Origin of the sequence: Pseudomonas sp. NFACC02 (assembly GCF_900110765.1) — a bacterium.
In the GTDB taxonomy this organism is placed as follows: Bacteria; Pseudomonadota; Gammaproteobacteria; order Pseudomonadales; family Pseudomonadaceae; genus Aquipseudomonas.
Window position 1 is genome coordinate 129,656 of record NZ_FOEO01000004.1, and the last position, 26,231, is coordinate 155,886.

Below are 26,231 nucleotides of genomic sequence, written 5' to 3' on the forward strand. Positions count from 1 at the left end.
ACGCTTCAAGCTTCAAGCGGCAAGTGAGAAGCGGGACCGCGCACGCCGGGGCTTTTGCGGGTGACTGGCAGCTTGCCGCCCGGAGCTGTACCCCATGAACCTCTCCGCTCCTTTCATCCGCAGGCCGGTGGCGACCATGCTGCTGAGCCTGGCGATCATGCTGTTGGGCGGCATGAGCTTCGGCTTGCTGCCCGTATCACCGCTGCCGAACATGGATTTCCCGGTGATCGTGGTCACGGCCTCGCTGCCCGGCGCCAGCCCTGAAATCATGGCGTCAAGCGTGGCGACACCGCTGGAACGATCCCTGGGTACCATTGCCGGGGTCAACACCATGAGCAGTCGGTCGAGTCAGGGCACCACCCGGGTGATCTTGCAGTTCGACATGGACCGCGACATCAACGGCGCGGCGCGGGAAGTGCAGGCGGCGATCAACGCCTCGCGCAACCTGCTGCCGAGCGGCATGCGCAGCATGCCGACCTACAAGAAGGTCAATCCGTCGCAGGCGCCGATCATGGTGCTGTCGCTGACCTCGGACGTGCTGGAGAAAGGCCAGCTGTATGACCTGGCGTCGACGATTCTGTCGCAGAGTCTGTCCCAGGTGAACGGCGTCGGCGAAGTGCAGATTGGCGGCAGCTCGTTGCCTGCGGTACGGGTCGAGCTCCAACCCAAATTGCTGGATCAGTACGGCGTGTCGCTGGACGAGGTGCGGACGACGATTTCCGGTTCCAACGTGCGCCGCCCCAAAGGGTTCGTCGAGAACGCCGATCACAACTGGCAGGTGCAGGCCAACGATCAACTGGAAAAAGCCAAGGATTATGAATCGCTGATCATTCGTTATCAGAACGGTGCCGCCTTGCGGCTCAAAGACGTGGCGAAGGTCCAGGACTCGGTCGAGGACCGCTTCAACAGCGGTTTCTTCAACAAAAAGTCTGCGGTGCTGTTGGTCATCAACCGTCAGGCCGGCGCCAACATCATCGAGACGGTCGCGGCGATCAAGGCTCAGTTGCCCGCGTTGCAGGCCGTGCTCCCGGCAAGCGTCAAACTGGATCTGGCGATGGACCGTTCGCCGGTGATCAAGGCCACCCTGCACGAAGCCGAAATGACGCTGCTCATTGCCGTGGTGCTGGTGATCATCGTGGTGTTCCTCTTCCTGGGCAACTTCCGCGCCTCGCTGATCCCGACGCTGGCAGTGCCGGTTTCCCTGGTGGGCACGTTCGCAATCATGTACCTGTTCGGGTTCTCGCTGAACAATCTGTCGCTGATGGCGCTGATCCTCGCCACGGGACTGGTGGTGGACGATGCCATTGTGGTGCTGGAGAACATTTCCCGCCACATCGATGAAGGCGTCCCGCCCATGAAGGCCGCGTATCTCGGGGCGCAGGAGGTCGGCTTCACCCTGCTCTCGATGAACGTCTCACTGGTCGCCGTGTTCATCTCGATCCTGTTCATGGGCGGGTTGGTGGAAAGCCTGTTCCGGGAGTTCTCTATCACGCTGTCGGCGTCGATCGTGGTGTCACTGATCGTCTCGCTGACGCTGACGCCCATGCTCTGTGCCCGCTGGCTCAAGCCCCATGTGCCCGGGACGGAAAACCGGTTGCAGCGCTGGAGCCAGCGCGTCAACGACCGCATGGTTGCGCACTATGACCGCAGCCTCGGCTGGGCGCTGCGTCATCGTCGTCTCACCTTGCTGACCCTGCTGGTCACCATTGGTGTGAACATCGCGCTCTACGTCGTCGTGCCGAAGACGTTTCTGCCGCAACAGGACACCGGCCAGTTGATGGGGTTTGTGCGCGGTGACGATGGCCTGTCATTTTCCGTCATGCAGCCAAAGCTGGACGTGTTCCGCAATGCGATCCTCAAAGACCCGGCGGTTGAAAGCGTCGCCGGCTTCATCGGCGGCAACGGCGGCACAGGCAACGCCTTCATCATCGTGCGCCTGAAACCGATTGCCGAGCGCAAGATCGGCGCCGAGCAAGTGGTCGAGCGGCTGCGCAAGGAGATGCCTCAGGTGCCGGGCGGACGCCTGTTTCTGCAACCGGACCAGGACCTGCAACTGGGGGGCGGTCGCGAGCAGACTTCCTCGCAATACCAATACATTCTGCAGAGCGGTGATCTGGAAAGCCTGCGTCTGTGGTACCCGAAAGTGGTCACCGCGTTGAAGTCGCTCAAGGAACTGACGGCCATCGATGCGCACGACGGTGGCGGGACACAGCAGGTGACGCTGATGGTCGACCGCGATGCGGCCAAGCGTCTGGGCATCGACATGGACATGGTCACCACGGTGCTGAACAACGCCTACAGCCAGCGTCAGGTGTCGACCATCTATGACCCGCTGAACCAGTATCGGGTGGTGATGGAGGTCAGCCCCAAGTACGCGACCGACCCGGTGACCCTGGAACAGGTTCAGGTGATCACCGCCCAGGGCGCGCGCGTTCCGCTGTCGACCATTGCCCACTACGAACGCAGCCTTGAGGATGACCGGGTCACCCACGACGGTCAGTTTGCCTCGGACAACATCTCATTCGACCTGGCCGATGGCGTGACGCTGGACCAGGCCACAGCGGCCATCGAACGAGCTGTCGCGGCGGTGGGCTTGCCTGAAGACGTCATTGCGAAAATGGCGGGCACCGCCGACGCCTTTGCCGCGACTCAGAAGAGCCAGCCGTGGATGATTCTCGGCGCCCTGGTTGCGGTGTATCTCGTCCTCGGCATTCTGTACGAGAGTTATGTCCACCCACTGACGATTTTGTCGACGCTGCCCTCGGCAGGCGTCGGGGCGTTGCTCAGCATCTACCTCACCGGCGGGCAGTTCAGCCTGATCTCGCTGCTGGGGCTGTTCCTGTTGATTGGCGTGGTGAAAAAGAACGCCATTCTGATGATCGACCTTGCCTTGCAACTGGAACGGGGTAGCGGCATGTCGCCGCTGGAATCCATCCGCAATGCGTGTCTGCAGCGTCTTCGCCCGATTCTGATGACCACGCTGGCGGCGATCCTCGGTGCCGTGCCGTTGCTGCTGAGCAGTGCCGAAGGCGCCGAAATGCGCCGGCCGCTAGGTCTGACCATTATCGGTGGCTTGATCCTCAGCCAGATTCTGACGCTGTACACCACGCCCGTGGTTTACCTTTATCTCGACCGTTTGCGTCATCGTGTCAATCAATGGCGCGGCGTACGAACGGATGCTGCCCTGGAAACCCCGCTATGACCCATCGCCAGAACGTTTCTGTCCCCCTGCGTGTGTTGCCCTTTCAGCGCACGGTGGGCGCGGCCTTGTGCGCGCTGATGCTCAGCGCATGTGCGGTGGGCCCGGACTACAAGCAGCCGGACATACAAACGCCCGCGCATTTCAAATACGCCGAAGGCTGGACCCAGGCCAATCCGAGCGACGCGATTGCGCGCGGCGCGTGGTGGGAACTGTACGGCGACGCAGAACTGAACGGTCTGGTGGAGAAGCTCAACACCTCAAACCAGACGGTTGCTCAGTACGAAGCGCAATACCGTCAGGCCGCCGCATTGGTGCGAAGCGCGCGGGGCGCATTCTTCCCGACGCTGGACCTGACCACGAGCAAGAACCGCTCAAGCCAGGGCAGAGGCAGCAGTAGCTCCAGCCTGAGCAGCTCCAGCAGCGGGATTCGTGACACCTACAACGCGCAACTGGGCGTGAGCTGGGAGGCGGATATCTGGGGCAAGCTGCGACGCGGGCTGGAGGCGGACAAGGCCAACGCGCAGGCAAGCCTGGCCGACCTGGCCTCGATGCAGTTGAGTCTGCAATCGCAACTGGTGCAAAACTACCTGCAACTGCGCGTGCTCGACGAACAAAAGCGTCTGCTGGAAGCCACGGTGGATACCTACGAGCGCTCGCTAAAACTGACGCAAAACCAGTACCGGGCCGGTGTGTCGGGGCGCGATGCGGTGGCTCAGGCGCAGACACAACTGAAGAGCACGCAGGCTGACCTGATCGATCTGGCCTGGCAACGGGCCCAGTTTGAAAGCGCGATCGCGGTGTTGATGGGGCAGGCGCCTGCCGACTTCAGCCTGGCGCCGACCACCCGGATCCCGGCGCTGCCGCAGATTCCGGTGCAGTTACCTTCGCAGTTGCTTGAACGCCGTCCGGATATTGCGGCGGCCGAGCGTTCGGTCATGGCGGCGAATGCCAACATCGGCGTGGCGAAAGCGGCGTATTACCCGGACCTGACACTGAGCATGAACGGTGGCTACAGCAGCAGTACCTTCAGCAACTGGATCAGTCTGCCGAACCGTTTCTGGTCGGTCGGCCCGCAACTGGCCATGACCCTGTTCGACGGCGGTCGGCGCGCGGCCGAGGTGGATCGCACCGAAGCCGTCTACGATCAAACCGTCGCGCAATACCGTCAGACGGTGCTGGATGGCTTCAAGGAAGTCGAAGACTACCTGGCGCAACTGCGCGTGTACGAGCAGGAAGCCGGGGTGCGCAAAGAGGCACTGGACGCGGCCCGCGATTCGCTGCGTCTGACCAGTAACCAGTACAAGGCCGGATTGATTGGCTATCTGGATGTCGTGAACGTGCAGACCACCGCATTGAGTAATGAACGCAGTGTGCTGACACTGTTGCAAAGTCGGCTGATTGCCAGTGTTCAATTGATCGCGGCATTAGGGGGCGGCTGGCAGGCCGAAACCGGTTTGACGCGTGAGCCGGAGGTGTCCACACGCTGATCAGCAGAGGTTTCTGACCCGTCCGGGTTGTGAGTCATTGCAGGGGTATCTACTGGGGCATCCATTGCCAGCGGACCGCTTCATGGCAGATATTAGCGCGGCGAAGAAACGCGTAGCCGAGCACATACTTTGACGTTTCACGCTTTGCACAACACTAAAAGCAAGAGCATAGAGTCGGACACCCCATGGACAAAAACCTCCTCATCACTGGCGGCTCCAGAGGTATTGGCGCAGCCACGGCAGTTCTGGCGGCATCGCAGGGTTATCGCGTCTGCATCAATTACCTTTCGGACCATACATCGGCCGAGCGCGTTTGCGCGCAGATTCGCGAGTCCGGCGGATACGCCATCGCGGTTCAGGCCGACGTCAGCAACGAAGACGAAATCATTCGCCTGTATTCCCGCGTGGATGCCGAGATGGGGCGTTTGACGGCACTGGTCAACAACGCCGGGACGGTGGGCGAGACGTCGCGCGTTGAGTCCATGTCCGAATTCCGCCTGCTCAAGATCATGATGAGCAATGTGGTAGGACCGATGCTGTGCAGCAAGCACGCATTGCTGCGCATGTTGCCGCGCCACGGCGGGCTGGGTGGTAGCATCGTCAACGTGTCATCGGTGGCCGCGCGGCTGGGTTCGCCGGGCGAATACGTTGATTACGCCGCCTCCAAAGGTGCGCTCGACACCTTCACTTTAGGTCTGGCGAAGGAAGTCGCGGGCGAGGGCGTTCGCGTGAATGCCGTGCGTCCGGGCTACATCTTCACCGAGTTCCATGCCTTGAGCGGTGATCCGCAACGGGTCAGCAAGCTCGAACCGACCATTCCAATGGGACGAGGCGGCCTGGCCGATGAAGTGGCCGAGGCTATCTTGTGGCTGCTGTCGGAAAAGGCGTCCTATTCGACCGGGACGTTTATTGATCTGGGTGGCGGTCGTTAGGCCATACGGCTAATGTCAGACAGGCTTCGCGCTTAAACCACGCTGATCGACCGAATGATCTTGCCCAGGGTTTCCATTGCCCGCTCCGAGGTTTCATTCCACGGGCTGCCGTAGTTCAGGCGGATGCAATTCTTGAAACGCCGGGTCGGCGAGAACATCGGGCCCGGCGCAATGCTGATGCCCTGGGCGAGCGCTGCCTGAAACACCTTCAACGAATCGACCTGTTCCGGCAGTTCCAACCACAGGAAATACCCGCCTGATGGCTGGCTGACGCGGGTCTGCGGTGGGAAATAACGCGCAACGGCACCCAGCATGGCCCGCAGTTGGTCTTCCAGGCTATTGCGCAATTTGCGCAGATGGCGGTCATAGCCACCGTGTTGCAGGTAATCGGCAATGGCGGCTTGTGCGGGCATCGACGCACACAATGAGGTCATCAGCTTCAATCGCTCGACCTTTTGCGCGTAACGCCCGGCGGCTACCCAACCCACGCGATAACCCGGTGCCAGGCTCTTGGCGAACGAGCCGCAATGCAGCACCAGTCCCTCGGTGTCAAACGCCTTGGCGGGTTTTGGCGCATGCTGGCCGTAATACAACTCGGCGTAGACATCGTCCTCGATCAGCGGCACTTCATGCCTGCGCAGCAGTTCGACGAGTTCGCGCTTGCGTGATTCCGATACTGTCGCACCGGTCGGGTTCTGAAAGCTGGTCATGCTCCAGCAGGCCTTGACCGGATAGCGTTCGAGCGTCTGCTCGAGGACGGCCAGATCGATGCCGGTCTGCGGATGCACAGGGATTTCGACGGCCTTGAGCTTCAGTCGTTCGAGTACCTGCAGACAGGCATAGAACGCAGGGGCTTCGATGGCCACCAGATCGCCGGGTTCGGTCACGGCCTGCAAGCACAGGTTCAAGGCCTCCAGCGCGCCATTGGTAATCAGCAGTTCCTCCATGGGCAGCATTTGACCCGCTACCATGTAACGCAAGGCAATCTGTCGCCGCAGTGTCGGATTCCCTGGAGACAGGTCGCTGACCACCATACTCGGGTCCATGTCCCGTGTGGCGCTGGCCAATGAGCGCGCAAGGCGCTGCAGTGGAAAGAGGCTGGCGCTCGGGAAGGCGGAGCCGAAAGGGACCGTGTGGGGGTCTTTGATCGATTCGAGGACCGAGAACACCAGCTCACTGACATCGACTTCCGTGGATTCGCTGACGTGGGGCGTCTCTGATGGCTCGACGGGAGGGGGCAGTTCGAAGCGCTGCGCCGCGAAGGTTTCGCGGGCAAAACTGTCGTTGACGAAATAACCGGAGCGCGGCCGTGCGCGGATCAGGCCTCGTCGCTCCAGCAGGTAATAGGCCTGGAACACCGTGGAAGGACTGATGCCATGCGTCTGGCTGGCGTAGCGCACGGACGGCACGCGTTGGCCTGCGGCAAGCACACCCGAGCGGATCAGCTCAGCGATATCGTCGGCAAACTTTTCATAACGCTTCATTGAGGGCTCACGGCTGGACAGTCAAGCCTGCGGTGCAGCAATGGCCGCAGGGTCGGGATGACCAGACTATGCGCGTGAAAGCCGTATCAGTACAGGTGCAGATTTTTCGATAAAAAGCAGATCAGATCACTGGTGAGTCTTCACCCGGTTCCACACCAACGGTGTGATGGCGCATGTCTTTCGCTTTATAGACGGTCAACGCATCGGCTTCCGCTTCGGTGATAGGGACCTTCCTGCCGTCGATTTCCGCTTCGGACATATGCGTCGCGTCATTGGTGGTGATGACGACGTCGATCACAGCGCTGCGGTAGGTCGTGCCGTCGACTATCGCTGAGCAGTATTGATGGCTGCTGTCGAAATCCAGAGGCATGGTCGTACTCCTTCACGGGGTGTGAAGGTGTGACTGCGGGGACAATCGAATCGTTTCCCGATTCCGACAGCGGGTAGGCCTGTGCAATGTAGAGAACGCCGGAGGTTACGAGGGCAGCGAACGCGGTGGGTCAGCGACGAATGAATTTGCTGATTCACCATATTCGTCGGAATGCCGCCCAGAGCAAGCTCGCTCCCACAGGTCCCAGGCCTGGACTCAGATTCGTGCGTCAACCCGGACCCTGTAGGAGCCGTCCGAGGTTACGAGGGCCGCGAATGCGGTAGGTCATTCACAATCGACACCCCGGTCGGCGGCATGCGTGAGCAAACGGAGTATGAGGGGAACGAGGCGAACGAGCCGATAGCGGCGCGGTCCATTAATGTGCCCGCGAAGAGGCACTGAATAAACAGGAGTCGCTCAATGAATGCCTGGTGGCAAGAAGTCGTCGAGACGCTGCGCTCCGAATTTTCCGATATCACCGATGCATCCCAACTGACCCGGGTCACCATTCGTTTGGTGATCGCTGCGTTGCTGGGCGGCATTCTGGGTTTCGAGCGCGAGCACAAGGGCAAGGCGGCCGGGGTGCGGACGCACATGCTGGTGTGTATGGGTGCAGCGTTGTTCGTGTTGGTCCCACGTCTGGCTGGTGCCGACGATGCGGCGGTGAGCCGGGTGGTGCAGGGGATCGTCGCCGGGATCGGCTTTCTCGGCGCAGGGACCATCCTCAAAGGCGACCACCTCAATACGCATCAAGTCAAAGGGCTGACCACTGCGGCGGGCCTGTGGATGACCGCCGCCATTGGAATTGCGGCCGGCATGGGGAGGGAAATGACGGCGGTGCTCAGCACGATTCTGGCCCTGGGGATTTTCAGCCTCATGCCGATGATCGTCGAACGATTCGATCCGCCAGAGGAAAAAGCGAAGGACCCGGATCGAAACACCGGAGGCGACTCGCACCAACCCTGAGCACGCCGAGGTGTTCGGCGTGCCCGGTTCGCCCAGATCCAGGTGTCGTCATTCGAGCTCAGCCTGTCGACGGCCCCTTACTCGGGAAAATCCTCACCGAGAATCGCTGGCGGTTCCTGCGAGGGCGGATCGCCTTTAGGGGGCTCGATCACCGGCGGCATGGTCGGTGGAGGCGGTTCTTCAGGTTCAGGGACCGGCAATTCCGGGTCGTCGATATTCGGATCGGGCGTTTCTGCGGGAATGGGAATGTTCATTGCTTCACCTTCCTTCAGCGCAGGTTCGAACAGGCAGTAGTGCCGCATTTCAACGCGCTCGCAGGCTTCGACAGCGGGGCCGTTCGAATGATTCAGCGCAATGTTTCCGTGTTTTTTTCAACGGTTCAACCGCGCAAGGCTACGCTGGCAATGGATCGATTTTCAGCCGCACAAGCTCTTTGAACTTTTCCCCTGGACTGGCGTTCGGAACCTATGCTGCCACGTCGGGATGCGTTCGGTCCGGTGGCTCCCTTTCTGTATTGATGGACAAGACGTTCTCGCAACGGATTGTTAACACGGAGCGTCCCTGGGGCGTGAGGAGTGATGCTCGATGAATGTGACTGCTGATCAGCCATACGGCCCTGATTCTTTGGCCACCGATGTACCGCACCCAACCCAACCTTTACCCCTGACTCAGGCCTTGCAGCTCCCGCGCATTGTCATTGAAGACACGCAGCCAGTGATCGAGTCCGGGCTGCTTGCGGCCAAGGCCATCATTGGTCAGCCGATGACCGTCACCAGCAAGGTGTTTGCCGACGGTCACGACAAATTGGCCGTGCGCATTCGTTACCGCGCGGCCGACGAGCAGGCGTGGCACGAAGCGCCCATGCGCGATCTGGGCAACGACAGCTGGATCGGCGAATTCACCCCGACCTCGGTGAGCCGTTATGTCTTCCGTCTCGAAGCCTGGATCGATCAGTTCGCCAGCTACCGCTACGAGCTCGAGAAAAAATACGCCGCCGGGGTCGATATCGGCCTGGAGCTGGAAGAAGGGCGGCTTCATCTCATTCATGCGTCTGAGCGCAGCCAGCACGAGCTTCGCGGGCAGATCGACAGCCTGCTGCAACGGCTCGGTCAGAACACCGAACACGAGGCGCAGGTGGCGTTGCTGTTGAACAGCGAGACGGCGACGATCATGTCGCACGCCGATAACCACGCTTTTTTGAGCCGTAGCCTCGAATACCCGCTGGACGTTGAGCGTGAGTTGGCTCAGTTTGCCAGCTGGTACGAACTGTTTCCCCGTTCGATCACCGACGACAAAAACCGTCATGGCACGTTCAATGACGTCCATGGCCGCCTGCCGATGATTCGCGACATGGGATTCGACGTGCTGTATTTCCCGCCGATTCATCCTATCGGTCGCGCCCACCGCAAAGGCCCTAACAACTCGTTGACAGCAGGGCCTGATGATCCCGGCAGTCCGTATGCCATCGGCAGTGCTGACGGGGGGCATGATGCCATCCACCCTCAATTGGGCACCCGTGAAGACTTCCGCAATCTGGTGGCGGCTGCGGCTGAACATGGGCTGGAAATCGCACTGGATTTCGCCATTCAGTGTTCGCAGGACCATCTGTGGCTTAAAGAACATCCAGGCTGGTTTTCGTGGCGTCCGGACGGCACCATTCGCTATGCGGAAAACCCGCCTAAGAAATATCAGGACATCGTCAACGTCGACTTCTATGCGCCCGACGCCATCCCCAGCCTGTGGCTGGAGCTGCGCGACGTTGTACTGGGGTGGGTCGAGGAGGGCGTGAAAATCTTTCGCGTCGATAACCCTCACACCAAGCCGCTGCCGTTCTGGCAATGGATGATTGCGGATATCCGTGCTCAGCACCCCGACGTCATGTTCCTCGCCGAGGCGTTCACCAAACCGGCGATGATGGCCCGACTGGGCAAGGTCGGTTATTCGCAGAGTTACACCTACTTTACCTGGCGCAACACCAAGGCCGAGCTCGCTGAGTACTTTACTCAGCTCAACCAGTCGCCGTGGCGTGAGTGTTACCGGCCGAACTTCTTCGTCAACACGCCCGACATCAATCCGCATTTTCTGCATGACTCGGGTCGGGCCGGCTTTCTGATTCGCGCTGCGCTGGCAACCATGGGTTCCGGGTTGTGGGGCATGTATTCGGGGTTCGAGCTGTGCGAGTCGGCACCTGTCCCCGGCAAAGAGGAATACCTGGACTCGGAGAAATACGAGATTCGTCCTCGTGATTTCACCCAGCCGGGCAACATCATTGCCGAGATCGCGCAGCTTAACCGAATCCGTCGTCAGAACCCGGCCTTGCAGACCCATCTGGGCCTGCGCATCTACAACGCGTGGAACGACAACATTCTGTATTTCGGCAAGCGCAGCGCCGATGGCAGCAACTTCGTGCTGGTCGCCGTCAGCCTCGATCCGCATAACGTTCAAGAAGCGAATTTCGAGCTGCCGCTGTGGGAAATGGGGCTGCCGGACGATGCAGCGACCCTGGGTGAGGATTTGATGACCGGACACACCTGGACCTGGTACGGCAAGACGCAGTTCATGCGCATCGATCCGTCCTACCAGCCGTTTGGTATCTGGCGGATCAGAACCACAAACCCATAATTCGAAGGATGTGGTCATGGCAAAAAAACCTCGCAACGCTGCCTTTATCGAAGACCCGCTCTGGTACAAGGATGCGGTGATCTACCAGGTTCATGTGAAATCGTATTTCGATTCGAATGACGATGGCATCGGAGACTTTCCGGGCCTGATCGCCAAGCTGGATTACATCGCCCAACTGGGCGTCAATACCATCTGGTTACTGCCGTTCTACCCGTCACCGCGCCGCGATGACGGCTATGACATTGCGGATTACCGGGGCGTACACACCGACTACGGAACCATGGCCGACGCGAAGAAGTTCATCGCCGAGGCGCATAAGCGCGGTTTGCGGGTGATCACCGAACTGGTCATCAACCACACATCCGACCAGCACCCCTGGTTCCAGCGAGCGCGGCACGCGAAAAAGGGCTCAAAGGCGCGAGATTTCTATGTCTGGTCCGATGACGACCAGAAGTACGATGGCACGCGGATCATCTTTCTCGACACCGAGAAGTCCAACTGGACCTGGGATCCGGTGGCCGGTCAGTATTTCTGGCACCGGTTCTACTCCCACCAGCCCGACCTGAACTTCGACAACCCGCAGGTCATGAAAGCGGTGCTCGAAGTGATGCGTTACTGGCTGGACATGGGCATCGATGGCCTGCGGCTGGACGCGATCCCGTACTTGATCGAACGTGACGGGACGAACAACGAAAACCTGCAAGAAACACACAACGTGCTCAAGCAGATTCGCGCCGAGATCGATGCGAACTACCCGGATCGCATGCTGCTGGCCGAGGCCAACCAGTGGCCGGAAGACACGCAGCTGTATTTTGGCGATCGCAAGGGCAAGGACGGTGATGAATGCCACATGGCGTTCCACTTTCCGCTGATGCCCAGGATGTACATGGCGGTGGCGCAAGAGGACCGTTTCCCGATCACCGATATCCTGCGTCAGACCCCGGAAATTCCGGAAAACTGCCAGTGGGCGATTTTCCTGCGCAACCACGATGAGTTGACCCTCGAAATGGTCACTGACCGTGAGCGCGATTATTTGTGGAACTACTACGCCTCCGACCGCCGTGCGCGAATCAACCTCGGCATCCGTCGCCGTCTGGCGCCTTTGCTGGAACGCGACCGTCGTCGCGTCGAGCTCCTCAACAGCATGTTGCTGTCCATGCCCGGCACACCGACCCTGTATTACGGTGACGAAATCGGCATGGGTGACAACATTTATCTCGGCGACCGCGACGGCGTGCGCACACCGATGCAATGGTCCATCGACCGCAATGGCGGTTTTTCACGGGCCAACCCCGCGAGTCTGGTACTCCCGCCTATCATGGACCCGCTTTACGGCTTTCAGTCAGTCAACGTCGAGGCGCAGGACCACGACCCGCATTCGCTGCTGAACTGGACGCGTCGCATGCTTGCCGTGCGTAAACAACAAAAGGCTTTCGGTCGCGGCACCCTGAAAATGCTCTCGCCGAGTAACCGGCGGATTCTGGCGTACACCCGTGAGTACACCGGCCCTGACGGCAAGAGCGAAATCATTTTGTGTGTCGCCAACGTTTCGTCAGCCTCCCAGGCGGCGGAACTGGAGCTTTCTCAATACGCCGGCACCGTGCCGGTGGAGATGCTCGGCGGCAGCGCTTTCCCACCCATTGGCCAGCTCAACTACCTGCTGACGTTGCCGCCCTACGGCTTCTACTGGTTCCTGCTGGCCGCGGAGAATCAAATGCCCAGTTGGCACGTCGAACCCGCCGAGAGCATGCCGGACTTCCCGACCCTGGTGCTCAAACAACGTCTGGAAGAATTGCTGGATCAACCGTTGCGCCAGACGCTGGAGCAGACGTCGCTGTCGGTTTACTTGCCCAAGCGTCGCTGGTTCGCTGGCAAAGGGACGGCCATCGACAATGTTCATATCAGCTACGGTGTGCGTTTCGGCTCCGCCCAGCGCCCTGTGATGCTCAGCGAAATCGAAGTCACGGCAGGCGGCGACGTCGCGCGTTATCAATTGCCGTTCGGTTTCCTCGCCGAAGACGATTTCAGCAGCGCCTTGCCGCAGCAGTTGGCCCTTGCCCGCGTCCGCCGCGGACGACAGGTCGGGTTGATCACCGACGCGTTTACGCTTGAGCCATTCATTCGTGCCGTCATCAAGGGCATGCAGGACCAGACGGTTCTTGCCACCAATGACGGAGAATTGCGCTTTCAGCAGACATCGAAACTGGCGCCGCTGGGGCTGAACGACGAGTCCGAAGTGCGCTACCTGTCGGCCGAGCAATCCAACAGCTCGGTAGTCATTGGCAGCAGTGTGGTGTTGAAGATGATTCGCCGGGTCGCTGCTGGCACTCACCCCGAGCTGGAAATGGGCGCGTACCTCACCGAGGCCGGGTATCAACACATCTCGCCGTTGCTGGGTGCTGTGGTCCGGGTGGACGGTGAGGGAGAGAGCAATCTGCTGATGATCGCCCAGGGGTATCTGAGCAATCAGGGCGACGCCTGGGAATGGACGCAGAACAACCTTGAGCGTGCCGTGCGGGACGAAATGGCTCACGGCCATTCGAACGTGGAACAGCACGCCAATGCACTGTTGGAACTCAAGGACTTTGCCGGTCTGCTGGGACAGCGTCTGGGTGAAATGCATGTCGTGCTCAGTACGCCGACTGACAACCCGGACTTCAAAACCGAGGTCACCAGCGTCAAGGACAGTCAGGCCTCGGCGAAAAGCGTCTCGGCACAGGTCGAGCGGGCGCTGAATCTACTGGAGCAACATCGCGACAGTCTGGAACCCGGCGATCAGCAACTGGTCAGTGAACTGCTTGGCAAACGCAAAACGCTGCTGGCGCAGGTTCAGAGCCTGGCGAAACGATCGGTTGGCGGCTTGCGCATGCGGGTCCACGGTGACTTGCACCTGGGGCAGATGCTGGTGGTCAAGGGTGATGCCTATCTGATTGACTTTGAAGGGGAACCGGCACGTCCGCTGCAAGAACGACGCGCCAAGTACAGCCCGTTCAAGGATGTCAGCGGTGTACTGCGATCGTTCGACTACGCTGCCGCCATGGCCATGCGCAACGCGCAAGCGGCAGACACCTCGCCTGAGGCTTCGGCCGCACGTCAACATGTCGCTGAGACGTATTTGATACAGGCACGCGCTGCATTTCTTGATGGCTATAAGAAAGCCACCGATGGCATCGCGCACGCCTGGAAAGATGCCAAGGGAGAGGCCGCTGCACTGGCGTTGTTCACCTTGGAAAAAGCCGCTTATGAAGTGGCCTACGAGGCCGAGAATCGGCCGACCTGGTTGTCGGTTCCGCTTCAAGGCTTGCGCGGGCTGTTGAACTTGTCTGATGGAGAATGAAAATGAAAGCGTCTGACCAATTCGGCGATGGCAACCATAAGTTGCTGCCCAACGCCGGCGATATGGACGCGTTGATCCGCGCCGAACACCGTGATCCGTTCTCCATGCTCGGCCCTCACAGTGATGGCAAGGACGGGCAGGTGATCCGCGCCTATCTGCCCAATGCGCTGGGTGTGCGGGTCTTGTCTCGCGATGGCGAGCGTGACCTTGGCGAACTGACCATGAGTGAAAAGCCTGGCTTCTTCGCCGGGCATTTTCCGGTGCGCGAACCGTACCTGCTGAAAATCAACTGGGCGACCGGCGAGCAGATTACCGAAGACCCTTACAGCTTCGGCGAGCTGCTGGGTGAAATGGACTTGTACCTGTTTGCCGAAGGCAACCACCGGGACCTGAGCAGCGCGATGGGGGCTCAGGTGAAAACCGTCGACGGCGTCGAGGGTGTGCGTTTCTCGGTATGGGCGCCTAACGCGCGTCGTGTGTCGGTGGTGGGCGACTTCAACAGCTGGGACGGTCGGCGGCATCCGATGCGCGTGCGCTATCCGTCCGGGGTATGGGAGATTTTCATTCCGCGCATCGGGCCGGGCGAAGCCTATAAATACGAGATTCTCGGGCAGCACGGCGTGCTTCCTCTGAAGGCTGACCCGATGGCGTTGGCGACCCAGCGGCCGCCGGACACCGCGTCAAAAGTGGCTGCGCCGCTGAGCTTTGACTGGCAGGACAATGACTGGATGCAGTCGCGCGGCGACAAACACGACATTCACAAGCCGTTGTCGATTTATGAATTGCACGCCGGCTCCTGGAAATGGCATCACGGCGGGGAAGACGAGCCTGATCGTCCTTTCAACTGGCACGAACTGGCGGCCGAGTTAATCCCCTACATCAAGGAACTGGGTTTCACCCACATCGAACTGATGCCGATCATGGAACACCCGTTTGGCGGTTCATGGGGGTATCAGTTGTTGTCGCAGTTCGCCCCCAGCGCGCGATACGGCACGCCGGAGGATTTCGCAGCGTTCGTCAACGCTTGTCACCAGAACGACATTGGCGTGATCCTTGACTGGGTCCCCGCACATTTTCCGACCGATACCCACGGGCTGGCGCAGTTCGATGGCACTGCGCTGTATGAATACGGCAATCCGCAGGAAGGGTTTCATCAAGACTGGGACACGCTGATCTACAACCTCGGTCGCACGGAAGTGCACGGGTTCATGATTGCCTCGGGTCTGCACTGGCTGAAGAATTTCCACGTCGACGGCCTGCGTGTCGATGCCGTGGCCTCGATGCTCTACCGCGATTATTCGCGCAAGGCCGGAGAGTGGGTGCCCAACCGCTACGGCGGCCGTGAGAACCTGGAAGCGATCGACTTCCTTCGTCACCTCAATGATGTGGTTTCGGTGGAAGCGCCCGGTGCGTTGGTGATCGCCGAGGAGTCCACGTCATGGCCGGGTGTGACTCAGTCCACTCAACAGGGCGGGCTCGGGTTTTCCTACAAGTGGAACATGGGCTGGATGCATGACACGCTGCATTACATCGAGCAGGATCCGATTCATCGTCAGCATCACCACAACGAACTGAGCTTTGGCCTGGTTTACGCATGGTCAGAACGTTTCATCCTGCCGATTTCCCACGATGAAGTGGTGCACGGCAAGCATTCGCTGATCGACAAGATGCCGGGCGACCGCTGGCAGAAGTTCGCCAACCTGCGCGCTTACCTGACGTTCATGTGGACGCACCCCGGCAAGAAGCTGCTGTTCATGGGCTGTGAGTTCGGGCAGTGGCGTGAGTGGAACCACGACACGGAGCTGGACTGGCATTTCCTGCAGTACGCCGAGCACAAAGGTGTTCATACGCTGGTTGCGGACCTGAACCGGTTGTATCGATCAGAGAAGGCGTTGCATGAACAGGATTGCCAGCCACAGGGTTTCCAGTGGGTGATTGGTGATGACGCGGGCAACAGCGTGTATGCCTATCTGCGTTGGAGTAAGGAAGGCGAGCCGCTGTTGGTGGTGGCCAACCTCACGCCCGTGCCGCGCCATGGGTATCGGGTGGGAGTGCCGTTCAGTGGCAAGTGGGCTGAGCTGCTCAATAGTGATGCGGGTGTGTATTCCGGTTCCAATCTGGGCAATGGTGGTGGCGTGGTGGCGGAAGAAATCAAGAGCCATGGTCAGCCGGTGTCGTTGCAACTGGAGCTGCCGCCGCTGGGTGTGGTGATTCTCAAGCCGGTCGGGAATCAGCCGTAATGCTGCTGTTGTAGGCGCCGGCTGGCTGGCGATCGCGGTGGGTCAAACGACATTGAGGTCGCTGACCCACTGCATTCGCCAGCAAGCCGGCTCCCACAGGTCCGAGGTCTGGGCACCGGTTCGTGCGTCAAACCGGACCCTGTAGGAGCCGTCCGAGGTTACGAGGGTCTGGGCCGCACTCGGACGAAGGCGGTGTGTCAGTCACCCTTGATGGACCTGACCCACTGCTTCTCCACCGCCGCAGGTGGTCTACGACGGGCCCGATGATCTGATTTTCCTGGCGATGCTGGCATTATGGGCTAGAGTTTTTGAGGTCGGCTTTTTTGCCGACACCGCGTTCAAAACCCGTGATTGAAAAGAGTCCCGACAACGTATCGGGACTTTCCCCCTGATCAGGAGTGCACGATGGACCTCAACCGCCGGCAATTCTTCAAGGTCGCCGCTGTTGGCCTTGGAGGCTCGAGCCTGGCGGCGTTGGGCATGGCCCCAACGCCCGCGTTTGCCGAGCAGATACGCCACTTCAAGCTCACCCACACCCATGAAACCCGCAACACTTGTCCGTATTGCTCGGTGGGCTGCGGATTGATCATGTACAGCCAGGGCGATGCTGCGAAAAACGTCGCGCAGAACATCATTCACATCGAAGGCGATGCGGATCACCCGGTCAACCGGGGCACCCTGTGCCCGAAAGGCGCGGGGCTTCTGGATTTCATCCACAGCCCCAGTCGCCTCAAATACCCTCAGGTGCGCAAACCGGGCAGTAACGAATGGACCCGCATTTCCTGGGATGAAGCCCTGGACCGTGTGGCTGACCTGATGAAGGCCGACCGCGATGCCAACTTCATCGAGAAGAACGACAAGGGTCAGACCGTCAACCGTTGGCTGACCACGGGCTTTCTTGCAGCGTCCGCGGCGTCCAACGAAGCCGGTTACATGACGCACAAAGTCATTCGCGCAACCGGCATGCTGGGGTTCGATAACCAGGCACGTGTCTGACATGGCCCGACGGTGGCAAGTCTTGCCCCGACGTACGGCCGTGGAGCCATGACCAATACCTGGACCGATATCGCCAACGCGAATCTGATCCTGGTGATGGGCGGCAACGCAGCAGAAGCACACCCCTGTGGATTCAAGTGGGTGACCGAAGCCAAGGCGCACAACAAGGCACGCTTGATCGTGGTCGACCCACGTTTCACGCGGACGGCCTCCGTGGCCGACTATTACGCGCCGATCCGTACCGGCAGCGATATCGCGTTCATGGGCGGGTTGATCAATTACCTGCTGACCCAGGACAAGATTCAGCACGAATACGTGCGCAACTACACCGACGTGTCCTTCATCGTCAAAGCCGGCTATGGCTTTGAAGATGGCATTTTCAGTGGTTACGACGCGACCAAGCGGCTCTACACCGACAAATCGGGTTGGGGCTACGAACTGGGCGAGGACGGCTTCGTCAAAGTCGATCCGACCCTCCAGGATCCGCGTTGCGTTTACCAACTGATGAAACAGCACTACAGCCGCTACACCCCGGAAATCGCCAGCCTGACCTGCGGCATGCCTCAGGACCAGATGATGAAAATCTGGGAAGAGATCGCCACCTGCTCGGCACCGGGCAAGACCATGACGATTCTCTATGCGCTGGGCTGGACGCAGCACTCCATCGGTTCGCAGATCATTCGCAGCGCGGCGATGGTGCAACTGCTGCTGGGCAACGTCGGCATGCCCGGCGGGGGCGTGAACGCCTTGCGCGGTCACTCGAATATTCAGGGCCTCACTGACCTCGGGCTGCTCTCCAACGCACTGCCCGGCTACCTGACCTTGCCGTCCGATGCGGAGCAGGATTACGACGCCTACATCACCAAACGCACGCAAATGCCGCTGCGCCCAGGGCAACTGTCCTACTGGCAGAACTACAGCAAATTTCACGTCAGCCTCATGAAGTCCTGGTATGGCGCCAATGCCACGGCCGAGAACAAATGGGGTTATGACTGGCTGCCCAAGCTGGATATTCCCAACTACGACATTCTGAAAATGTTCGACATGATGGGCAAAGGGCAGGTTAACGGTTATATCTGCCAGGGGTTCAATCCCATCGCCGCATTGCCGGACAAGAACCGGGTGATGAAGGCGCTCGCCAAGCTTAAATGGCTGGTGATCATGGACCCGCTGGCGACGGAAACCTCTGAGTTCTGGCATAAGGTCGGGCCGTATAACGATGTCCAGACCGACGCGATCCAGACCGAGGTCATTCGCCTGCCCACCACCTGCTTTGCCGAGGAAGACGGCTCGCTGGTCAACAGCAGCCGCTGGCTGCAGTGGCACTTCAAAGGCGCAGACGGTCCCGGCGAAGCGACCACCGACATCCGCATCATGAGCGAACTGTACCTGCGCCTGCGCAAGCGGTATCAGGAGCAGGGCGGTGCGTTTGCCGAGCCGCTGCTGAAGCTGAACTGGCCCTACAAAGTGCCTGAGGAGCCATCGCCTGAAGAGATCGCCAAGGAGATCAATGGCGCCGCCACCACCGATTTCACGGATTTCTCGGGCGCGGCCATCAAGGGTGGCGCGCAACTGAGCGGGTTCGCCCAGCTCAAGGACGATGGCAGTACGGCGTCAGGCTGCTGGATCTTCTGCGGCAGCTGGACCGAAGCCGGCAACCAGATGGCACGACGGGACAACAGCGACCCTTATGACATGCATCAGCATCAGGGGTGGGCGTGGGCGTGGCCGAGCAATCGGCGGATTCTGTACAACCGCGCGTCGGCCGACACCCATGGCAAGCCGTGGGATCCGAAGAAACGGCTGATCTGGTGGAACGGCAAGGCCTGGACGGGCACTGATGTGCCGGACTTCGTCACCACCTCCGCCCCGGAAGCCGGGATGAACCCGTTCATCATGAACCCTGAGGGCGTGGCGCGATTCTTTGCCGTCGACAAGATGAACGAGGGGCCTTTCCCGGAACATTACGAGCCTTTTGAAACCCCGATCGGTATCAATCCGCTGCACCCGAACAATAAGAAAGCGACCAGCAATCCGGCTGGCCGGATCTTCGATTCAGTGTGGGACTCATTGGGGGTGGCCAAGGACTTCCCGTACGCGGGCACAAGCTACCGTCTGACCGAACATTTCCATTACTGGAGCAAGCATTGCCGTCTCAACGCAATTGCGCAGCCTGAACAATTTGTCGAGATCGGTGAAGCGCTGGCGAAGGAGAAAGGCATTGTCGCCGGGGATCGGGTGAGGGTCAGCAGCAAACGCGGCTTCATCGAAGCCGTTGCGGTGGTGACCAAGCGGATACGGCCGTTGCAGGTCAACAATCAGGTGGTGCATCAGATCGGCATCCCGATCCACTGGGGGTTCACCGGCACCACGCGCAACGGATACCTGGCCAACACACTGGTGCCGTTCCTGGGTGACGGTAACTCGCAAACCCCGGAATCCAAGTCGTTCCTGGTGAACGTGGAGAAAATCTGATGGCCATTCAAGACATCACTGCGCGTTCAGCCACCACCACGGTGCCCTCGTCGGTCAGGCAACTGGAAGAGGTCGCCAAGCTGATCGACACCACCAAATGCATCGGTTGCAAAGCCTGCCAGGTCGCGTGCTCGGAATGGAACGAGCTGCGCGACGAGGTCGGCCATAACCACGGCACCTACGACAACCCGCAGGACCTGAGCGCAGAGACCTGGACCCTGATGCGCTTCACCGAGCACGAAACGGCCGACAACAACCTGGAGTGGCTGATCCGCAAGGACGGTTGCATGCACTGTGCCGATCCGGGTTGTCTGAAGGCCTGTCCAAGCCCCGGTGCGATCATCAAGCATGCCAACGGCATCGTCGATTTCAATCAGGACCACTGCATCGGTTGCGGTTACTGCATCACCGGGTGCCCGTTCGACATTCCCCGGATCTCGCAAAAGGACCACAAGGCGTACAAATGTACGCTGTGCTCGGACCGCGTCTCGGTGGGGCTGGAGCCAGCGTGCGTGAAGACCTGCCCGACCGGCGCCATCGTCTTCGGCACCAAGGAAGACATGAAGGTGCACGCCGCCGAGCGGGTCGTCGATCTGAAATCCCGCGGTTTTGAGAACGCCGGGCTGTACGACCCTGCCGGCGTCGGGGGCACCCACGTGATGTATGTGCTGCACCATGCCGACGATCCCAAGTTGTACGCCGGCTTGCCGAAGGACCCGGAAATCAGCCCGCTGGTGGGGCTGTGGAAGGGCGTCAGCAAACCGCTGGGCTTGCTTGCGATGGGCGTCGCGGTACTCGCGGGGTTCTTCCATTACGTGCGGGTCGGGCCGCAACGCGAGGAAGACGAGCACGAGCCTGCGAAGGACCCGAGCGTGCACGAGGTCGATCCCGCTGTGCATGTCTACGACCCAGACAAAACGGGACCTGAAGGGGAGCAGCGGCCATGAGCGAACACCGTGAACCCGGCAAGACCATTCTGCGCTACAACGCCAACGAGCGGACCAACCACTGGCTGGTGGCGATTCTGTTCTTCATGGCGGGATTATCCGGCCTGGCCTTGTTTCATCCGGCGATGTTCTGGCTGACCCATTTGTTCGGTGGCGGCCCGTGGACGCGTATTCTGCATCCGTTCATGGGCGTGGCGATGTTCGTGTTTTTCCTAGGGTTGGTGATCCGTTTCTGGCGCGCCAACCTGTTCATCCCCAACGACCGTCTGTGGCTCAAGCGGATCAATCGGGTAATGGTCAATTCAGAGGAGGGCGTGCCGCCGATCGGCAAGTACAACCCCGGTCAGAAGCTGCTGTTCTGGACGTTGTTGCTGTGCATGCTGGCGTTGCTGTTGAGTGGCCTGGTGATCTGGCGGGCCTACTTCAGTGAGTACTTTGGCATCACCGTGATTCGTCTCGGGGCCGTGGTGCACGCCTTGGCCGGCTTCGTGCTGATCACCAGCATCATCGTGCATATTTATGCCGGTATCTGGATCAAGGGCTCAGTGAGCGCCATGCTGCATGGCTGGGTCAGCCGCCGTTGGGCGAAGAAACACCACGCGTTGTGGTATCGCAAGATCGTCGATGAAGAGGGCGCGCCGGTTCAGGCGCAGCCTCGCGCAACCAAGAAAGGATGACGCTTTGAGTCAGACGCTCGAACCCGAAGAAATCCAGGCACAGGCGGGGGCTTACTCCCTGCCGTTCCTGTACCTGCCACCCGCCAACCTGTTTGCACTGCGAGCCGCGCGCCTGGAGCAACTCGCCGAAGATCATCCCCTGGCGGATTATCTGCGTCTGATTGCAGCGCTGTGTCGGGTTCAGCAGGACGTGATCGATCAGCCGCCCAGCGACTGGCTGCCGGACAGTGGGCGTCTGGAGGTGTGCCGGCAACATGGCCTGCCGCCGCTTGCGGCCGACAGTCTGGTCCGCGAAGCGCACTGGCAGCGGTATCTGGATGCCCTCCTGGAACGCTTTCAACCGTTCGCGCACGATCACGTCAGGCAGGCCGTAGTCCAACTGCTCAATGCCGACGAAGGCCAGCGCAAAGCCTGGGCGATTTCGCTGCTCAGCGGTCAGTTCGCGGGTCTGCCAGCGGCGGTGGTGCCGTTTTTGGGGGCAGCCCTGCAGACGGCCTGGAGCCATTGGTTGTTGACCCTGTCCGTGACCGATCTCAAACCCTGCGACAGCCTGGGCCAGTGTCCGGCCTGTGGTTCACCCGCGATGGCGGGCGTCATTCGTCATCGCGGCAAATACAACGGTCTTCGCTACCTCGTGTGTTCGCTGTGTGCCTGTGAATGGCACGTAGTGCGGGTCAAATGCGTGTATTGCGAGCAGAGCAAAGGGCTGAAATACGTCAGCCTGAACGATGACCGCGTGGCGGTGGACAAGGCGCCGCTGAGGGCAGAGATCTGTCCGGCCTGCAATACCTACCTCAAACAGATCTACCTGGAGTGTGACGCCGAAGCCGAGGCCCTCTCGGCGGACCTGGCAAGCCTGATGCTGGACATGCGCCTGGACCTGGAAGGTATCCAGCGCATCGCCCCGAACCTGCTGTTGGCCCCTGGGAGCGAGTGAAAAGGGCGTCTACACTCAGATTCCGCAACACGCTGCAATCTGCTTCTGGCCGAATGCCGTGGAAGCCGGCTTGCTGGCGAAGGCGTCCGCTCAGTCCTATCGATTTTGACTGAACCGACCCTTTCGCCAGCAAGCCGACGCCCACAGACTGAATTGGAGGCAGATGCTCAGGACGCCTTTTTCGGAGTACATGAATGCCCGCAAACCTTGCCTCGATCCCGCCGCGCTTACCCTCAATCGACAGCCTGTTGCGTCATCCCGCCTGCCATCCGCTGATCGACCGCTATGGCCGGGATGCGGTGCTGGCAACCTTGCGCCAACTGCTGGATGACGTGCGGGAGTCGGCCATGACGGGACAGACCAGCGCGGCGGAGCTCGGCAGTGACGTATTGGCGGGGCGGGCGGCGGAGCGTCTGGCGGTCCAGCATCGGAGCAAGGTGCGCCGGGTCTTCAACCTGACGGGCACGGTGCTGCACACCAACCTCGGCCGGGCGCTGTTACCCGAGGAGGCCATCGAGGCCATCCAGACCGCAGCGCGTTACCCGCTGAACCTGGAATTCGATTTGAACAGCGGTAAGCGTGGTGATCGGGATGACCTTATCGAGGGCTTGATTCGTGAGCTGACCGGTGCCGAAGCCGTGACGGTGGTCAACAACAATGCGGCTGCGGTAATGCTGGCGCTCAACAGCCTGGGCGCGCGCAAGGAAGGGATCATTTCTCGCGGCGAGCTGATCGAGATTGGCGGTGCGTTTCGCATTCCCGACATCATGGCCCGTGCCGGCGTGAAGCTGCATGAGATCGGCACCACCAACCGCACCCACGCCAAGGATTATGAGGCGGCGATCAATCCGCGTACGGGCTTGTTGATGCGCGTTCACACCAGCAACTACAGCATCCAGGGCTTCACCACGAGCGTGCCGACCCAGGAACTGGCGCGTATTGCTCATCAGCATGAGCTGCCGCTGCTGGAAGACCTGGGCAGCGGCAGCCTGCTGGACCTGACGCGCTGGGGATTGCCCGCCGAACCGACGGTGCGTCAGACCTTGGCGGAAGGCGCCGACATCGTCACGTTCAGCGGCGACAAACTGCTCGGCGGTCCCCAGGCCGGCCTGATCGTCGGCAGCAAAGCGCTGATTGCGAAAATCAAAAAGAACCCGCTCAAACGCGCACTGCGCGTGGACAAGCTGACCTTGGCCGCCCTGGAAGCGGTGTTGAATCTTTACCGTGATCCGGACCGTCTGGCCGCGCGGTTGCCAAGCCTGCGGCTGTTGACGCGGCCACAAGGTGAAATCCTCGCTCAGGCCGAACGCCTGCGGCCGCTGCTGGCCAGGGTACTCGGCGACGGTTGGGGCGTGGCGGTGCAGCCAAGCCTCGGCATGATCGGCAGCGGCAGCCAACCGGTGGCGCGGCTGCCCAGCGCTTCGCTGTGTTTACGACCGATCGTCTCGAAAAAGCTCCGGGGCCGCCGGCTTCACGCACTGGAGGCGGGGCTGCGCAACTTGCCGATCCCGGTGCTGGGGCGCATCGACGACGACGCGCTCTGGCTCGATCTGCGGCAACTGGATGATGAAGCGGGATGGACGGCCCAACTGAGCCAGTTGCACTGCGAGGGCGAGGCGGGGTGATTGTCGGGACCGCTGGACACATCGATCACGGCAAGACGGCCTTGCTCGAAGCGCTGACCGGGCAGGCGGGCGACCGCCGACGCGAGGAGCGCGAGCGCGGCATCACCATCGACCTGGGTTATCTCTACGCGCCCCTTGCCGCCGACGCGCCCCTGACCGGGTTCATTGACGTGCCCGGCCATGAGCGCTTCATCCACAACATGCTCGCCGGGGCGCAGGGTATCGATCTGGTGCTGCTGGTGGTCGCGGCGGACGACGGCGTGATGCCTCAAACCCGTGAGCACCTGGCCATCGTCGAACTGTTGGGTATCCCTGAGCTGCGGGTGGTGATCAGCAAGTGCGACCGGGTCGAATCGTCCCGCGTGCAGCAGGTCCACACACAGGTTCGTCATCTGCTCGCGCGCGGGCCGTATGCCGATGCGCCGCACTTTGAAGTCTCAAGCCATACCGGCGAGGGCATCGACGCGCTGCGCCAGGCCTTGCTCAGCGCGCAAAACGATGTCCAGGAGCGCAGCGACCGAGGCGGTTTTCGACTGGATATCGACCGGGCGTTCAGTGTGTCCGGTGCCGGTATCGTCGTGACCGGAACCGCGCTGGCCGGAGAAGTGAACATCGGCGACACGCTATTGCTCGGGCAATCAGGCAAGAGCGTGCGCGTCCGGGGTCTGCACGCACAGAACCAGACCGCCACACAGGCCCGTATCGGCCAGCGTGTGGCATTGAACCTGAGTGCTGAAAAGCTTGCCTTGGAACACATTCATCGGGGCGACTGGTTGCTCGCCGAATGGTTGTTTGCACCGACCCGGCGGATCGACATCGACCTGCGGTTGCTGACTAGCGAGACCCGCGCTTTCGAGCATTTCAGCCCGGTCCACGTCCACATTGGCACCCAGGACGTCACCGCGCGCGTTGCCTTGCTTGAAGGTGTCAGCGTTGCCCCCGGTGAGCGCATGTTCGCGCAATTACTGCTCAATGCCCCGGTGCATGCGGTTCACGGGGATCGTTTGGTGGTGCGCGACCAGAGCGCGCAACGCACCTTGGGCGGTGGCCGGGTGCTGGACCCGTTCGCGCCGTCGCGTCAGCGGCGCAGCGCCGAGCGCTTGGCGACGCTGAACATTCTTGCTGGCGCGGCGGACCTGGAGGCCGCTCTGCCCGCGTTGATCGAGCACAGCGAAACCGGCCTCGATCCGCAGCGCCTGGAGCGCCAGTTCAATCGCCTGCGCGCGACGTGGCAATTACCGTCCAATATCCAGGTCGTTGCCACGCGGCAGGGGCAACTGCTGTTCAGCGAAGCGCGATGGCAGGCCCTGCAAAGCGCATTGCTTGAGCATTTGGGGCGGTTTCATGCGCTGGAACCCGACCAGTTGGGGCCTGATCGCGACCGGCTACGGCGTTTCGCGGCGATGCCACTGGAGCGTCCGGCCTTCATCGCGTTGATCGACTCGTTACTCGCCGCAGGCACGATGGCCAGCAGCGGACCGTGGCTGCACCTGCCGGATCATCAGGTACAACTCAGTGACGAAGACGAGCAGTTCTGGCAGCGGTTGTTACCCCTGATGCAGCAGGCGCGCTTCGACCCGCCGTGGGTGCGCGACCTTGCCACGGCGACCGGGCACACCGAAGCTGACACGCGTTTGCTGCTGCGCAAGCTGGCGCGCATCGGGCAGGTGCATCAGGTGGTGCGAGATCTGTTCTATCTGGAGTCCACAATTCGGGAAATGGTGGGTATGCTGTTGCAACTGTCTGCGGCTGACCCGGTGATCCAGGCGGCTGCATTTCGCGACAGGCTGGGCATCGGCCGCAAGCGCAGTATCCAGATTCTCGAGTTTTTCGACCGTATCGGTTTCACCCGGCGTATCGGCGATCAGCGTCAGGTGCGAGCGGACAATGCACTGGCGCAGGTGTCCAGGGCTGACGCTCGGGGCTGAAACGTT

The 26,231-nt window shown here is 60.8% G+C and carries 16 protein-coding genes; 13 read left to right on the forward strand and 3 right to left on the reverse strand.

The genetic code is table 11. From position 1 onward, the window contains the following. Nucleotides 1-94: 94 nt before the first annotated feature. The 3 genes from BMY73_RS05655 (at nucleotide 95) to BMY73_RS05665 (ending at nucleotide 5,621) form a co-directional block, all read left to right on the forward strand. The gene (locus BMY73_RS05655; RefSeq protein WP_092405655.1) at nucleotides 95-3,202 is read left to right on the forward strand and encodes an efflux RND transporter permease subunit; all 3,108 of its coding nucleotides are present in this window, start codon (nucleotides 95-97) and stop codon (nucleotides 3,200-3,202) included. 77 nt (nucleotides 3,203-3,279) lie between these two features. Continuing rightward, nucleotides 3,280-4,689 carry an efflux transporter outer membrane subunit gene (locus tag BMY73_RS05660; RefSeq protein WP_371914951.1) on the forward strand — a complete coding sequence of 470 codons (1,410 nt, stop codon included), beginning with the start codon at nucleotides 3,280-3,282 and terminating at the stop codon, nucleotides 4,687-4,689. A gap of 185 nt (nucleotides 4,690-4,874) precedes the next feature. Next, on the forward strand, nucleotides 4,875-5,621 hold the full coding sequence (locus tag BMY73_RS05665) for an SDR family oxidoreductase (RefSeq protein WP_062381739.1): 747 nt from the start codon (nucleotides 4,875-4,877) through the stop codon (nucleotides 5,619-5,621). A 32-nt stretch (nucleotides 5,622-5,653) separates the two neighbouring features. On the opposite strand, the gene mapR is transcribed toward BMY73_RS05665, so the two are convergent. After that, nucleotides 5,654-7,105: a GntR family transcriptional regulator MpaR gene (gene mapR / locus BMY73_RS05670; RefSeq protein WP_092405659.1), complete on the reverse strand. Its 1,452-nt coding sequence runs from the start codon at nucleotides 7,103-7,105 to the stop codon at nucleotides 5,654-5,656. Nucleotides 7,106-7,226: 121 nt separating this feature from the next. Then, a complete protein-coding gene (locus BMY73_RS05675; protein WP_092405661.1) occupies nucleotides 7,227-7,475 on the reverse strand; it encodes a DUF3203 family protein in 249 nt (82 codons plus the stop codon). Between the two features lie 420 nt (nucleotides 7,476-7,895). Between BMY73_RS05675 and BMY73_RS05680 the strand changes: the two genes are divergently transcribed. After that, the gene (locus BMY73_RS05680) at nucleotides 7,896-8,441 is read left to right on the forward strand and encodes an MgtC/SapB family protein (protein ID WP_092405663.1); all 546 of its coding nucleotides are present in this window, start codon (nucleotides 7,896-7,898) and stop codon (nucleotides 8,439-8,441) included. A 77-nt stretch (nucleotides 8,442-8,518) separates the two neighbouring features. Here BMY73_RS05680 and BMY73_RS28255 read toward each other — a convergent pair whose 3' ends face one another. Further along, nucleotides 8,519-8,695: a hypothetical protein gene (locus tag BMY73_RS28255; protein WP_175500137.1), complete on the reverse strand. Its 177-nt coding sequence runs from the start codon at nucleotides 8,693-8,695 to the stop codon at nucleotides 8,519-8,521. A 331-nt stretch (nucleotides 8,696-9,026) separates the two neighbouring features. On the opposite strand from BMY73_RS28255, the gene BMY73_RS05690 reads away from it, so the two are divergent. From BMY73_RS05690 to selB, 9 genes are all read left to right on the forward strand, one after another. Further along, complete coding sequence (locus tag BMY73_RS05690; RefSeq protein WP_092405665.1) at nucleotides 9,027-11,063, forward strand: alpha-1,4-glucan--maltose-1-phosphate maltosyltransferase; 2,037 nt, start codon at nucleotides 9,027-9,029, stop codon at nucleotides 11,061-11,063. Between the two features lie 16 nt (nucleotides 11,064-11,079). Beyond that, on the forward strand, nucleotides 11,080-14,400 hold the full coding sequence (gene treS, locus BMY73_RS05695; RefSeq protein ID WP_092405667.1) for a maltose alpha-D-glucosyltransferase: 3,321 nt from the start codon (nucleotides 11,080-11,082) through the stop codon (nucleotides 14,398-14,400). Nucleotides 14,401-14,402: 2 nt separating this feature from the next. Further along, nucleotides 14,403-16,640 (forward strand): 1,4-alpha-glucan branching protein GlgB, encoded by a 2,238-nt coding sequence (gene glgB / locus BMY73_RS05700; protein ID WP_092405669.1) that lies wholly within the window; start codon nucleotides 14,403-14,405, stop codon nucleotides 16,638-16,640. A 405-nt stretch (nucleotides 16,641-17,045) separates the two neighbouring features. After that, on the forward strand, nucleotides 17,046-20,111 hold the full coding sequence (gene fdnG / locus BMY73_RS05710) for a formate dehydrogenase-N subunit alpha (protein ID WP_139214111.1): 3,066 nt from the start codon (nucleotides 17,046-17,048) through the stop codon (nucleotides 20,109-20,111). Next, entirely contained in the window at nucleotides 20,111-21,058 is a 948-nt protein-coding gene (gene fdxH / locus BMY73_RS05715) for a formate dehydrogenase subunit beta (RefSeq protein WP_092405673.1), read from the forward strand. The genes fdnG and fdxH overlap by 1 nt, the downstream gene beginning before the upstream one ends. Beyond that, nucleotides 21,055-21,735, forward strand: a complete 681-nt coding sequence (locus BMY73_RS05720) for a formate dehydrogenase subunit gamma (RefSeq protein WP_092405675.1) — start codon at nucleotides 21,055-21,057, stop codon at nucleotides 21,733-21,735. The genes fdxH and BMY73_RS05720 overlap by 4 nt, the downstream gene beginning before the upstream one ends. Nucleotides 21,736-21,739: 4 nt before the next feature. Next, complete coding sequence (fdhE, locus tag BMY73_RS05725) at nucleotides 21,740-22,672, forward strand: formate dehydrogenase accessory protein FdhE (RefSeq protein WP_092405677.1); 933 nt, start codon at nucleotides 21,740-21,742, stop codon at nucleotides 22,670-22,672. A 194-nt stretch (nucleotides 22,673-22,866) separates the two neighbouring features. Next, a complete protein-coding gene (selA, locus tag BMY73_RS05730) occupies nucleotides 22,867-24,297 on the forward strand; it encodes an L-seryl-tRNA(Sec) selenium transferase (RefSeq protein WP_092405679.1) in 1,431 nt (476 codons plus the stop codon). Continuing rightward, nucleotides 24,294-26,225, forward strand: a complete 1,932-nt coding sequence (gene selB, locus BMY73_RS05735) for a selenocysteine-specific translation elongation factor (protein ID WP_092405681.1) — start codon at nucleotides 24,294-24,296, stop codon at nucleotides 26,223-26,225. Before selA ends, selB begins: the two co-directional genes overlap by 4 nt. The last annotated feature ends 6 nt before the right edge of the window (nucleotides 26,226-26,231 follow it).

Bases quoted from the DNA above. Each gene is read 5' to 3' on its own strand.
- BMY73_RS05675 (WP_092405661.1), bottom strand. From the start codon at position 7,475: ATGCCTCTGGATTTCGACAGCAGCCATCAATACTGCTCAGCGATAGTC.
- BMY73_RS05660 (WP_371914951.1), top strand. From the start codon at position 3,280: ATGCTCAGCGCATGTGCGGTGGGCCCGGACTACAAGCAGCCGGACATA.
- selA (WP_092405679.1), top strand. From the start codon at position 22,867: ATGCCCGCAAACCTTGCCTCGATCCCGCCGCGCTTACCCTCAATCGAC.
- glgB (WP_092405669.1), top strand. From the start codon at position 14,403: ATGAAAGCGTCTGACCAATTCGGCGATGGCAACCATAAGTTGCTGCCC.
- fdxH (WP_092405673.1), top strand. From the start codon at position 20,111: ATGGCCATTCAAGACATCACTGCGCGTTCAGCCACCACCACGGTGCCC.
- BMY73_RS05665 (WP_062381739.1), top strand. From the start codon at position 4,875: ATGGACAAAAACCTCCTCATCACTGGCGGCTCCAGAGGTATTGGCGCA.
- BMY73_RS05720 (WP_092405675.1), top strand. From the start codon at position 21,055: ATGAGCGAACACCGTGAACCCGGCAAGACCATTCTGCGCTACAACGCC.
- mapR (WP_092405659.1), bottom strand. From the start codon at position 7,105: ATGAAGCGTTATGAAAAGTTTGCCGACGATATCGCTGAGCTGATCCGC.
- BMY73_RS05690 (WP_092405665.1), top strand. From the start codon at position 9,027: ATGAATGTGACTGCTGATCAGCCATACGGCCCTGATTCTTTGGCCACC.
- BMY73_RS05680 (WP_092405663.1), top strand. From the start codon at position 7,896: ATGAATGCCTGGTGGCAAGAAGTCGTCGAGACGCTGCGCTCCGAATTT.
- BMY73_RS05655 (WP_092405655.1), top strand. From the start codon at position 95: ATGAACCTCTCCGCTCCTTTCATCCGCAGGCCGGTGGCGACCATGCTG.
- treS (WP_092405667.1), top strand. From the start codon at position 11,080: ATGGCAAAAAAACCTCGCAACGCTGCCTTTATCGAAGACCCGCTCTGG.
- BMY73_RS28255 (WP_175500137.1), bottom strand. From the start codon at position 8,695: ATGAACATTCCCATTCCCGCAGAAACGCCCGATCCGAATATCGACGAC.